Origin of the sequence: Calidithermus terrae (genome assembly GCF_003574345.1) — a bacterium.
Taxonomy (GTDB): Bacteria; Deinococcota; Deinococci; order Deinococcales; family Thermaceae; genus Calidithermus; species Calidithermus chliarophilus.
In genome coordinates this window covers 1-12,556 of record NZ_QXDL01000121.1, presented here as the reverse complement: position 1 = coordinate 12,556, position 12,556 = coordinate 1, and the positions used below count along the sequence as shown (strand labels likewise).

6 protein-coding genes and 1 pseudogene are annotated in these 12,556 nt (G+C 73.5%); 6 read left to right on the top strand and 1 reads right to left on the bottom strand.

Features of this window, described 5'->3' with window-relative positions; translation table 11 throughout:
* The 5 genes from Mterra_RS13595 to Mterra_RS13575 all read left to right on the top strand — a co-directional run.
* Nucleotides 1–1,044: baseplate J/gp47 family protein (locus Mterra_RS13595; protein WP_176582538.1), on the top strand; the 1,044-nt coding region annotated here is incomplete at its 5' end.
* The gene (locus Mterra_RS13590; protein WP_119315667.1) at nucleotides 1,041–3,764 is read left to right on the top strand and encodes a putative baseplate assembly protein; all 2,724 of its coding nucleotides are present in this window, start codon (nucleotides 1,041–1,043) and stop codon (nucleotides 3,762–3,764) included. The genes Mterra_RS13595 and Mterra_RS13590, both read left to right, overlap by 4 nt.
* Nucleotides 3,761–6,154: a hypothetical protein gene (locus Mterra_RS13585; RefSeq protein WP_119315666.1), complete on the top strand. Its 2,394-nt coding sequence runs from the start codon at nucleotides 3,761–3,763 to the stop codon at nucleotides 6,152–6,154. Before Mterra_RS13590 ends, Mterra_RS13585 begins: the two co-directional genes overlap by 4 nt.
* Nucleotides 6,155–6,170: 16 nt before the next feature.
* Nucleotides 6,171–9,347 carry a DUF6519 domain-containing protein gene (locus Mterra_RS13580; protein WP_119315665.1) on the top strand — a complete coding sequence of 1,059 codons (3,177 nt, stop codon included), beginning with the start codon at nucleotides 6,171–6,173 and terminating at the stop codon, nucleotides 9,345–9,347.
* 451 nt (nucleotides 9,348–9,798) lie between these two features.
* A complete protein-coding gene (locus tag Mterra_RS13575; protein ID WP_170159668.1) occupies nucleotides 9,799–11,220 on the top strand; it encodes a phosphodiester glycosidase family protein in 1,422 nt (473 codons plus the stop codon).
* 92 nt (nucleotides 11,221–11,312) lie between these two features.
* On the opposite strand, the gene Mterra_RS13570 is transcribed toward Mterra_RS13575, so the two are convergent.
* Nucleotides 11,313–11,753 carry a PH domain-containing protein gene (locus Mterra_RS13570; protein ID WP_147372787.1) on the bottom strand — a complete coding sequence of 147 codons (441 nt, stop codon included), beginning with the start codon at nucleotides 11,751–11,753 and terminating at the stop codon, nucleotides 11,313–11,315.
* 404 nt (nucleotides 11,754–12,157) lie between these two features.
* Between Mterra_RS13570 and Mterra_RS13565 the strand changes: the two are divergent.
* Nucleotides 12,158–12,556: pseudogene (locus tag Mterra_RS13565) on the top strand (hypothetical protein); the annotation flags it as partial.

Below are 12,556 nucleotides of genomic sequence, written 5' to 3'. Positions count from 1 at the left end.
CCCGTCGCCCAGCGGGCCCCCTTCGACCCCCAGGCCCCCGCGCAGCAGGCCCTGCGCTGGGAGATGAGCGAGGTGCGCCCGGCCATGGTGCTCTTCGAGGGCGGCGACCGCAACCTGTCCTGGCATCCCCGGCGCGACCTGCTCGCCAGCGACCGCTTCGCGCGGGAGTTCGTGCTCGAGGTCGCCGAGGACGGGCGCGGCCAGCTCCGCTTCGGCGACGACGTGCTGGGGCAGGCCCCCACCCCCGGCGTGGCCTTCGAGGCGGTCTACCGCGTGGGCAACGGGCCCGCGGGCAACGTGGGGGCCGAGGCCATCGCCCACCTGCTGCGCCCGCCGGGCTTTCCCGCCAGCAGCGTCCTCCGCGTGCGCAACCCCCTGCCGGCGGCGGGCGGGCTCGAGCCGGAGAGCCCGGAGGCGGTGCGGCAGTACGCGCCCCAGGCCTTCCGCCGCCAGGAGCGGGCGGTCACCGAGGCCGACTACGCCGAGGCCGCCCAGCGCCACCCCGAGGTGCAGAAGGCCGCCGCCACCTTCCGCTGGACCGGGAGCTGGTACACCGTCTTCGTCAGCGTGGACCGCAAGGGGGGCCGCCCGGTGGACGCCGCCTTCGCGGAGGAGCTGCTGGGGCACCTGGGGCGCTTGCGCATGGCGGGCTACGACCTCGAGATCGGCGGCCCCCGCTTCGTGCCGGTGGACCTGGCCCTTGAGGTCTGCGTGGCGGCGGGGCAGTTCCGCTCCGGCGTCGAGGCCGCGCTGGAGGAGGCCTTCAGCACCCGCGAGCTGCCCGGCGGGCCGGCCTTCTTCCACCCCGACCGCTTCAGCTTCGGCGACCCGCTCTACCTCAGCCAGGTCTACCGGCAGGCCCTGGCGGTCCCCGGCGTGGCCTCGGCGGAGGTGCGGCGCTTCCAGCGCTTCGGCAAGACGCCGGCCAGGGAGCTCGAGGAAGGGGTGCTGAGCACGGGGCGGCTCGAGGTGATCCGGCTCGACAACGACCCTAGCCGGCCCGAGTTCGGACGGCTCGAGCTGGCGATGAAGGGAGGCTTATGAAGCTCGACCCCTGCGGCTGCTGCGAGGGCACCCAGACCCTCACCCCCAGCCCCGTCCACAACCCTCCGGGGCTCAGCGCCCTGGCCTACCGGGTGGGCACCCACGCCCGCTTCAAGGCGAGCATGCTGGCGCGGCTGGGCCAGCACGCCCCCCTGCGGGCCCTCACCACCCGCCAGGACGACGACCCCACCCTCGCCCTGCTCGACGCCTGGGCTGCGGTGCTCGACGTGCTGAGCTTCTACCAGGAGCGCATCGCCCAGGAGGGCTACCTGCGCAGCGCCACCGAGCGGCTGAGCGTGCTCGAGCTCGCCCGGGCCATCGGCTACGAGCTGCGCCCCGGCGTCGCGGCCAGCACCTACCTGGCCTTCGAGCTCGAGACCGCCCCCGGCGCCCCCGCCCTCGTGCCCATCCCCGCCGGCACCCGGGTGCAGAGCCTGCCGGGGCCGGGCGAGCAGGCCCAGACCTACGAGACCGTCGAGGCCATCACCGCCCGGCCCCACTGGAACGCGCTCAGGCCGCGCCAAAGCGAGCTGCGCCACCCGGCCTTCGGCGACCGTCACCTCTACCTGCAGGGCACCGCCACCCAGCTCAAGCCGGGCGACCCCATCCTGATCGTGGGCGACGAGCGCCTGACCGGCACCGACACCGAGCGCTGGGAGTTCCGCCGCCTGGGCGAGGTGATCCCCCAGCCCGAGCAGGGCCGCACCCTGCTGCGCTGGCTCGAGCCCCTGGGCAGCCGGGTCCCCCGCGTGAGCCCGCCCGGCAAGGGGCCCAGGGTCTTCGCCCTGCGGCTGCGGGCCGCCCTCTTCGGGCACAACGCGCCGGAGTGGGCCGCGCTGCCGGTCGCGCTGCGCATCGGCGAGCGCAACCCCCAGGACAACAGCTTCGTGGCCGGGGCCTTCGCCTCCAAGCAGAGCCAGTGGGCCGACGCCAAGTTCGCCGCCGGGACCACGGTGCTCCACCTGGACGCGGTCTACGAGCCCGTCAAGGCCGGGAGCTGGGTCGTGCTGGCCCAGCCCGACGACCCGCCCTACGTCGAGCTGTACGCGGTGCGGAAGGTGGGCGAGGAGAGCCTCAGCCGCTACAACGTCTCCGGCAAGAGCACCCGCCTCGAGGTCTCCGGCGAGCACGTCGAGAAGTTCTCGCCCCGCGGGGCCAGCGTCTTCGCCCAGAGCGAGGAATTGCCGCTGGCCGAGCACCCTTTAGACCTCGAGCTGTGGGGCAAGGAGCTCGAGCTCGACTCCCTGGCCCCCGACCTGCTCAAGAACCAGGTGCTCGTCGTCAGCGGCAAGCGGCTGCGCGTCGGTCTGCGCGAGGAGCGCAAGGGCGGGCTCGAGGGCGCGGGCGGCAGCGCGGGGCGGGGCATCCTCCCCGAGGACTCGCTGCTGGTGCTGGCCCCGCCCGAGCCCCTGGGCGACGGGCGCGAGCTCTGGAGCCTGCGCGACGCCTGGGGCTTCGAGGGCACCCTGACCCTGCGGCGCGAGGCCCTGCGGCCGCTCCCCGCCCTGCCCCAGGACGAGGAGGTGAGCGAGGCGGTGCGGCTGGCCGGCTTCCCCGACCTCGCCGACCCCCAGCACAGCCGGCTCGAGCTCCAGGCCCCCCTGGCCTACTGCTACGACCGCACCACGGTGCGCCTGCAGGCCAACGTGGCCCTCGCCACCCACGGCGAGGGCAAGGAGGAGGTGCTGGGCAGCGGCGACGCCACCCGGCCCTTCCAGGCCTTCAGCCTCAAGCAGAGCCCCCTCACCCACGTGGCGGCCAGCACCCCTTCGGGGGCGGTGAGCACGCTCGAGCTGCGCGTGGACGGGGTGCTGTGGGGCGAGGTGCCCTCGCTGTACGGGCGGGGCCCCCGCGAGGAGGTCTTCACCCGCCGCACCGGCGACGACGGCAGGGTGACGCTGCGCTTCGGCGACGGGGTGAGCGGGGCCCGGCTGCCCAGCGGCAGCGAGAACGTGCGGGCTAAGTACCGCGTGGGGATTGGGCTCGCCGGGCGGGTCAGGGCCCGGCAGCTCAGCCTGCTCCTGACCCGGCCCCTGGGGGTCCGGGGCGTGAGCAACCCGCTGGCCCCCAGCGGCGCCCAGGACCCCGAAAGCCGCGACGACGCCCGCCGCAACGCGCCCTTCACGGTGATGACCCTCGAGCGCGTCGTCTCCTTGCAGGACTACGAGGACTTCGCCCGCACCTTCGCCGGGGTGGGCAAGGCCAAGGCCACCGGGCTGCCGATGGGCGAGCGCCCCTTGGTCCACCTCACCATCGCCGGCGCGGCGGGCGCCCCCGTCGAGCCCGGCTCCGAGCTGTTCGAGCGGCTGCGCGGGGCCATCCGGGCCTACGGCGACCCCTACCAGCCCTTCCGCATGCAGTCCTACGAGGCCCTCCCCTTCGCGCTGAGCGCCGAGGTGCGCACCGACCCCCGCTACGAGCGTGAGGCGGTGCTGGAGGAGGTCGAGCAGGCCCTGCTGGAGGCCTTCGCCTTCGAGCGGCGGGCCTTCGCCCAGCGCCTCAGCGCCGGCGAGGTGATCGCCCTGATCCAGGGGGCCCATGGGGTGGTGGCCGTGGACCTCGACGCCCTGCACCTCGCCGGCCAGAGCCCCCGCCTCGAGCCCCACCTGCCCGCCCTGCCGGCCCGCTGGGACGACCCGCTGCGGCCCACCCGGCTCTTCCCGGCCCAACTGCTCACCCTCGAGCCCAAGCACATCGCCTTCACGGAGATGACCCCATGACCGGCCAGGACCTCTACCACCTGCTCCCCGCCCTCTACCGCCTGAAGGACGGCGAGGAGGCGGAGGCGCCCCTGCGGGCGCTGCTGGAGGTGCTGGCCGAGCAGGGGCGGCTGCTGGAGGAGGACATCCGCCGGCTCTACGACAACTGGTTCATCGAGACCGCCCAGGAGTGGGTGGTGCCCTATTTGGGCGACCTGCTGGGCGTGCGCAACCTGCACCCGCTGGGGGGCGAGGTCTTCAGCCTGCGGGCCTACGTGGCCAACACCCTGGCCTACCGCCGCCGCAAGGGCACGGCCAGCGTGCTCGAGCAGCTCGCCCGCGACACCACCGGCTGGCCCGCCCACGCGGTGGAGTTCTTCGCCCGGCTCTCCTCCACCCAGCACCTCGACCACCTGCGCCCCGAGCAGGGCGGCAGCGCCTCGCTGCGCGGGGCCAGCCGGCTGCAGCGGGTGGGCGGCCCCTTCGACCCCCTGGCCCACGGCGCCGAGGCGCGGCGCGTCGCCAGCGGGCGGGGGCGCTACAACATCCCCAACGTGGGGATCTTCCTCTGGCGCTTGCAGGCCTACCCCCTCGAGGCCCCCCAACGCCCCTTCGACCTGCCGCCCCTGACCTTCTGTGCCACCGGCACCGCCCCCCGCGCGGTGGGGCCGGGGCGCTACACCTTCAGCCCGCTGGGCCTCGACGCCCCCCTCTTCAACCCGCCCCAGACCGAGGCCGCCCTCACCCAGCTCGCCCAGGAGGTCAACGTGCCCGCCCCGCTGCGCCGCCGGGCTCTGGCCGACGAGCTGCGGGCGCGGCGGCGGGCGCGGGTGGCGGGCGAGGCGCCGGAAGGGGTCTACTTCGGGGCGAACGCGGCGCTCGAGGTGCTGCTCGAGGGCTCGAGCCGGCCGCTGGAGCCCGAGGAGATCGCGGTCTGCAACCTGGACTGGGACCACCCCGGCTGGAAAGCGCCCCTCACCCAGGCCTTCGCCAGGCCCGACGGCTCGAAGTTCCGCACCCGCGTGGCCGTGGACCCCGAACGGGGACGGCTCTTCACCCTGCTCCCCGACCCCGCCGAGCTGCCCGACCCGCAGTTCCCCTACGCCCCGCAGGAGCCCAAAGCCGTGAGCTACGCCTACGGCTTCAGCGGCGACCTGGGCGGGGGCCCCTACAACCGCCGGGCCTCGCTCGAGGGCCTGCTGCCGCGCGCCGTCGAGTGGCAGGCGGGGGTGAGCCAGGAGATCCCGGCGGTGGCGGGCGAGCCCGTCTTCAAGACCCTGCTCGAGGCGGTGCAGGCCTGGAACAGCGTCCAGGCCCAGCCCAACCCGCCCCAAAACGGCCTGATCTGCCTGATGGACAGCCGCAGCTACGCCGAAAGCCTCACCGGGCCCGACGCCCTGCTGATCCCCGAGGGGCGGCAACTGTTCGTGATCGCCGCCGACTGGCCGGTGGTCGAGGACCTCACCCACCCCCCGCCCCGGCCCAAGTCGCGCCCGCCGGGGCGGCTGGTGGCCGAGGGGCGCCGGCCCCACCTGCGCGGCGGCCTCGAGGTGCGGGGCAGTGCCCCCGCCGCGAGCGCCAACCCCGGCACGCTGCTGCTGGGCGGGCTCTTGCTCGAGGGCGACCTCACCGTGCGGGCGGGCCACCTGGGGGGCCTGCGGCTCGAGCACTGCACGCTGCTGCCGGGCCACCTCCTATGGGTCGAGCCCTCGGCCACCCCGGGCCAGCGCAACGAGCGGCTGGAGGTGGTGCTGCGCAAGAGCATCTGCGGCAGCGTGCTGCTGGGCGAGGCGGTGCGGGGGCTGGAGGTCAGCGACAGCCTGCTCCAGGACCCCCAGGGCAAGTTCGCCATCGCCGACCCCGCCGACTTCGCCCTGCCCGACCCCGCCGACGCCGCGCTCTTCGGCCCGCCCACCCGCCTGGTCCGCAGCACGGTGCTGGGCCGGGTGAGGGTCAAGGAGCTCGAGGCCTCGGAGGTGATCTTCGCCGTGCAGCCCGAAGGCCCCGAGGACGTGGTGCTGCGGGTGGAGCGCCGCCAGAAAGGCTGCGTGCGCTTCAGCTACGTTCCGGAGGGGGCGCGGGTGCCCCGCCGCTACCGCTGCCAGCCCGACCTCGAGCTAGCCCGCCGGCTCGAGGCCGCCGCCGGGGCCTCCCAGGCCGAGAAAGACCGCATCCGGCGCGAGGTGCTCACCTGGCTGCGCCCCAGCTTCAGCAGCCTGCGCTACGGCCAGCCGGCCTACGGGCAACTGGCCCCAAGCTGCCCCGAGGCCATCCGCACGGGGGCCGAGGACGGCTCGGAGATGGGGGCCTTCAGCTTCCTCAAGCAGGCCCAGCGCGAGGCCAACCTGCGCGTCGCCCTGGGGGAGTATCTGCGCTTCGGCCTCGAGGCCGGGCTGTTCTTCGTGACCTGAGTTCAAAGGGAGGCTTATGAAGGGGGACTTCACACGGCTTACGTTCAAGCGCCGCAAACGCTACTCCGGCGTGCGCATGCAGCAGGGGCGGGTGCAGCTCGACGCCGACTGGAACGAGCAGCACGACATCAGCACCTACTTTCACCGCAGCGCGCTCGAGGACAGCCTGGGGCCCGCCGGCGGGCCCCTCGGGGGCGCGGGCTTCGGGCTGAGCGTGGTGGGGAACAACCTGCGGCTGGGCGCGGGCCGCTACTACGTGGGCGGGCTGCTGTGCGAGAACGACGCCGACGTGCTCTACACCGCCCAGCCCGACCTGAACGGCCTGGTGAGCCTGCCGGGCGAGGACGGGCTCTACCTGGCCTACCTCGACGTGTGGGAGCGCCACTTGAGCCACCTCGAAGACCCCGCCCTCACCGACAGCCGGCTCGGCCCCGCCCTGCGCGAGGTGGCCCTGCGCGGCCCCGACACCACCACCCGCACCCGCGTCGTCTGGCAGGCCCGCCTGGCCCGCCTGGACCCCGACCCCGCCGCCGCCCTGAGCTGCCTGGACTGGGCCCCGCCCGCGGGGATGGGCACCGGGCTGCTGGCCGCCCGCGCCGAGCCCAGCCCGACCAGCCAGGACCCCTGCGAGGTGCCCCCCGGCGCGGGCTACCGTGGCCTGGAGAACCAGCTCTACCGGGTGGAGATCCACGTCGGCGGCCCCTTCGCCCAGGCCAGCTTCAAGTGGTCGCGGGAGAACGGCTCGGTGCTCTTCGCCGTGAGCCGTTACGAGTACGACGCCACCAACAGCCGCACCACCGCCCTGCTGGCCCAGACCCCCCGCGACGCCCGGCTGGGCCTGGCGCCGGGGAACTGGGTCGAACTGCTCGACGAGCACGTCAGCCTCAGCCAGCACGACCCCGCCCTGCTGCCCCCGGAAAAGCTCTTCAAGGTCGTGACGGTGGAGGCCCTCGAGGCCGCCGACGGCTCCTCCGCGCTCAAGGTCGTGCTCGACGGGCTGCCCAGCGCCCCCTTCCAGGCCCGCTCCTTGGCCCCCGACTACGCCCTCCTGCGCCCCCTGCTGCGCCGCTGGGACCACGGCGAGGCCAACGGGCCGCTCAGGGACGGCGCGGTGCCGCTCAAGGCGGGCTGGCTCGAGCTCGAGGAGGGCGTGCAGGTCAACTTCCGCCAGCAGGGCAACCCCGCCTTCCAGGCCGGGGACTACTGGGTGGTCCCCGCGCGGGTCGAGACGGGCGACGTGGAGTGGCCCCAGAGCGGCACCCCCGCCGTCCCCGTGCACCAGGAGGCCGAGGGGGCGCGCCACCGCTACGCCCCGCTGGGGCTGCTGCGCCGGCAGGGCGGCACCTGGGGCCTGGCGGGCGACGCCGCCGACTGCCGCTCGGTCTTCCCGCCCCTGACCCGCCTGCTCCAGCTCTACTACGTGGGCGGGGACGGCCAGGAGGCCATGCCCGGCCAGCCGGTGCTCGCGCCGCTTCAGGTGCGCGTCGCCAACGGCGCGGCGGCGGTGGCCGGGGCGCGGGTGCGCTTCCGGGTGCTCGGCGGCGGGGGCACCCTGGGGGTGACGGGCCACGTCCTGACCGACGCCAACGGCCTCGCCCAGACCGCCTGGACCCTGGGCAGCGCCGGGGTCCAGCGGGCGCGGGCCGAATTGCTCGACCCCAAGGGCGACCCCCTGCCCAACCAGATCGTGGACTTCGGCGCCGACCTCAGCGTGGCCGCCAACGTGGCCTACACCCCCGGCTGCGCCGACCTGCAGAACGCCCGCACCGTGCAGGAGGCCCTGGACCTGCTCTGCCGGCGCCCCAGCGGCGGCGGATGCGAGGTGACGGTGGGCGAGGGCGGGGAGTTCGCCACCCTCGAGCAAGCCCTCAAGGCGCTGCTCGAGCGCGGCGAGCGCGACCTCTGCCTCTGCCTGATGGACGGCGAGCACCGCGTCGGGGCGCTCGAGGTGCGGGAGGCGGTCCACCTCAAAATCCGGGGCTGCGGCCGCGGCACGCGGGTGCGGGTGGAGGGCGGGCTGCGCTTCGAGGGCCTGCGGGGCCTGACCCTGCGCGACTTCGAGCTCGAGGTGCTCCCCGACGCCGACAACGGCACCTCGAGGCTCCAGTTCGTGCGCTGCGGCGAGCTGAGCCTGGAGGGCTGCGCCGTCGCGGGGAGCGTCCAGACCGGCGGCGTCAGCGGCAGCCTGCTCTTGGTGGTGGGCCCCGACCGGGTGCGGCTGCGCGACAACGTGCTCGAGGCCCGCACCGAGCGGCGGGCGGAGGTGCTGCTGAAGGTCTTCGAGGGCTTCACGGTGCTCGAGGAGCTCTTCAAGGACCTCTCCCCCGGCCGCTTCCGCCGGGCCGCGCCCAAGGCGGCGGAAGCCGTGAGCGCCCTCCCCTCTCAGGCCAAGACCCAGCTCGCCGCCGCGATCGCCGAGCGGCTCACCCCCTTCAACAAGGTGCTGAGCCTGGGCGAGACCGTGGCCTACACCAAGCTCATCCTCCAGCTCTCCGCCCAGAGCCCCGACCCCAACATCACCGCCGACCACCTCGAGGACATCCGCAAGGCCAGCGTGCGGGCGGTGGCCGGCACCGCGCTGGTCCTGCTCAACCCCGGCGGCGAGACCCTGCCCCAGACCATCCTCACCCTCGACGAGGACGACTTCGTGTTGCTCGAGGCCAACGAGATCACCGGCGCGGTCAGCCTCTACGGCTTCCCCGGCGAGAGCGTCCCCAACGCCGACGCGCTCAAGCGGCTCGAGGCGCTGCTGAAGGAGAACCAGCTCCTGATGCTGGGCCTGATGGGCCACTTCCAGCTCCGCGGCAACCGCCTGACCCGGCTGGCGGTGAGCGAAGCCATGGTGCAGGCCCTGATCCAGGCCACCCAAGACGGCGAAGGTCGCCGGGTGTTCTACAACCTCTTCGGCAGCTGCCTGCTCAGCGACAACCTCTTCGACAGCGGCCGCAGCCTGCTGGTGAGCCAGCACGCCGCGCTGGGCACCAACGTCTTCAGCTTCACCGCCGACCCCCCGCCCCCCACCACCGGCACCGCCGGCCCGCTGCCCCAGCTCGCGGGCACCGCCGTCAGCCGCTCGGCGAGCTACGTGGGCAACCACGGGCGCGGCCAGACCCGCACGCTCTGGCAGGACATCTCCCGCACGCGGCTGCCGGGTGCGGAGCAGGTGCTCAACCTCGAGTTCGAGATCGTGTGAGGGGTCGGTGGTTGATCGCCGGTAGCCGGGTGCTGAACGCGGGTCGGACGTCGTGCGTCGGGCGTCGTACGTCGGGCGTCGTACGTCGGGCGTCGTACGTCCTACGTCGTACGCCAAACGCAAGACGCAAAACGCAAAACGCAAAACGCGAGACGCGAGACGCGAGACGCGAGACGCCTTGTCACCCCCCTTAGCAAGGGGGGCTAGGGGGGATATTCCTTCCCTCCCCGCCCGCGGGGAGGGAAGGGGAGGGGTAAACCACGGGCCACTAGCCACAAGCCTTCCGCTGAAGGCTGATAGCTGACCGCTAGCCTACAGCCCCACCCCCTCCTTTCATGAAAGCCACGCCGGCTGGATTCCCTCACGATCTCGGGTTTAATGGGGCGTGATGTGGAAGCGTATTCTGGCGCTGGGTGTTTTCCTCGTTCTGGCGTTCGCGCAAAGCCCTGTGATGGTTCCCGCTGAGCGCTTCGGGCTCAGCGTGCTGCGGGACAGCTACGCGGTGGTGTTCAAGAGGGAGGGCCTCGAGCTGACCTACGTCGAGGGGATCGGCTGGGCGCCGCCGCTCGAGCCCAGCCTGCCGCCCCCCAGCGAGGACCGGCTGCCCGTCGAGGTGGTCCGGGCGGCGGGGCTGGTGCAGGTGCCCCAGGCCGGCGTGCGCTACTCCGGCTCGAGCGGGCGCGTGCGGCTGGTGTTCGACCTGCCGGAGGGCCTGCCGGTGGAGAGGCGCGAGGCCAGCTACCCGGGGCGCCTGAGCCTCGAGCTGCCCTACTTCCTCCCCGACCTCGAGGCCCTCAAGCTCCCCCCCGACCTCGGCCTGGAGTTCCGCTACCTGCCCCACGGCACCCAGCTCACCCTGCAGGCCCCCGCCGGGCGCCTCTACCGCTACCGGCAGTACGGCCTCGAGGACCCCTGGCGGCTGGTGCTCGACTTCTACTACCTCCAGCCCGAGGCCCGCGAGAGCCTCAGCCGCGGGATCAGCTACCTCGAGCAGTGGGCCTGGACCCCCGAGCCGCTGCGGCTGTACATGATCCAGGCCGCGCCCGGTAGCTGGCGCATGGAGCTGGTGGGGCAGCCCGGCCTGCGCAAGGCCCTCGACCAGATGGCCCCCCGCGCCCTGGCCCTGCTCAACGGCGGCTACTTCGACAACCGCACCGCCACCCCCATCGGGCTGTGGATCCAGGACGGGGTGGCGCTCAACTTCCCCTTCGGCCGCAGCGCCCTGCTGTGGGGCGACGGGCAGATCTTCGGCGGCTTCCCCAAGTTCGGGGCCTGGGTCGAGACCGCCGGCGGGCAGCGCTACCCGGTGGGCGTCAACCTCTGGCGGGCGCGGCTCACCGCCCACACCGCCGTTGGCCCGGTGGGGCGGCCCGGCGAGAACGTGGCCGTGGTCGAGCGCGAGCGGGTCATCGCCACCGTGCCCGCCCCCGCCGAGCTCAAGCCGGGGCAGTGGGGCCTGAGCTTCCCGGCCACCGACCCCCCCGTCGCCCGCACCGGCGAGACCCTCAAGCTCCGCATGAGCCTCGAGCCCCCCGTGCAGTACGCGCTCGAGGCCGGTCCCCTGCTGATCCAATCCGGGCAGAACGTCTTCGACCCCAAGCGCGAGCCCTTCACCGACCCCCGCCCGCTCAACGCCACCGCCCTGCAATCGGCGGTGGCCTGGACCCTCGAGGGCGGCGTGTGGCTGGTGGTCTCCGAGCCCACCACCCCGGTGGTGCTGGCCCGCGCCCTGCAAAGCCTGGGGGTCTGGGGCGCCATCCGCATGGACGGCGGCGGCTCCTCGCAGCTTTACGTGCGCGGCGCCCTGCGCTCGCCGCTCATCGAGTCCCGGCCACGTCCGGTCGTGAACGGGCTGGCGCTCTATCCCAAGTGACCGGGCTGCTTGCAGCGGTCGCCGATGGCGGATAGCCAATAGCTGGGTCGGGCACGCTACCCCCCATGGAGGCCCTTTCGCAAAAGGTCCGTTCAAGCCACCGGGTAGCCCTGCCGGCGCAGGTAGTCCAGGAAACCCTCGAGGTCGGCAGGGGTCAGGATCACGCAGTGGCCGTCGGCCAGCTCGAGCACCACCCCCAACCCCGAGCCTTGGTCCGCATAAGCCTCTACCCGTCCCAGTTCCCGCTCGTTGAACCAGCCCTGGGCCGCGCCCGGCACTCCCAGACCCATCACCCGCCACATCAGCCTGAACTCCCGCACCCCTACCCGCCGGATCGCCGCCCTGGGCCAAGCGCGCCAGCCCAGCAGCCAGCGCACCCACAAGCCCTCGGGACGGGCCAGGTACAGCGTCGAAAGCGGCGCGACCAGGAAAAGCACCGCGCAGCTCAGCACCACCACGAGTCCCAGCGCCGCCGTGGTGCCGTTGCCGCTGCTCGTGGCTAGGAAGAGCGCGGCCAGCAGTAACCCGACCATCACCGAGACCACCCCCGGAAGCCCCTGCCTTCAGGCATGGGGAGGAAGGGGGTGGCGCTCGAAGAGCGCTGGATGCCCGACAAGCCGTGATGATGTAAACTGCCCTCATGGTTGCTGAGGCTATAGGGCACTCCCTTGGGAGCAACGGCTTTTTGCCTGCGACGCAACCTATTTCGCAGCGGGGTCAAACCCGCTGGGGCGATGTAAACCGCCCGTACCTGGGGGAAGCGAGCCGTGTGAGTCTGCATGGTTCTGTCCCCGGAAGCCCCCGGCTTTAGCCGTGGGGTGGTTTACCCAAAGGCCGAAGCCCCCTACACGCCGCCTGGGGAAGAAGAGCATGGCTCGAGGCTAAGAGTGTGCCGAGGTCCTCACCGGCAGCCGGATAACTTTTGTAGCCTGAACCCATGCACCAGCAGTGGGCGGGTCGGCTGGCCTGGAGGCGACGGGCGCAATGGGCACTCCTCGCGCTGGTCGTGCTGCTGCCGCTGGCTTTGTGGGTCCACCCGGCCTGGGGCCTGCTCTCCCTGCTGGCCCTGCTCTACCCCAGCCGCCTCGAGCTCCCCCGCGCCCTGCGGCAGCTCGACGAGCGCTACGGCCTGGCCTACCGCAGCGCCCTGGAAGCCCCGCCCGGCCACCCCTGGCGCGAGCACCTCGAGGCCGCCGCCCGCGCGAGCGTGCGGCAGGCCCAGCCCCCCCGGTTCCCCTGGCTGGCCGCGGGCGCGTACCTCGCCCTGCTCGGCGCCGTCTGGCTCCTGCCCCCGCTCCCGGTCCCGGGCCTCACCCCTGGCCCCGGCCAGCCAGGG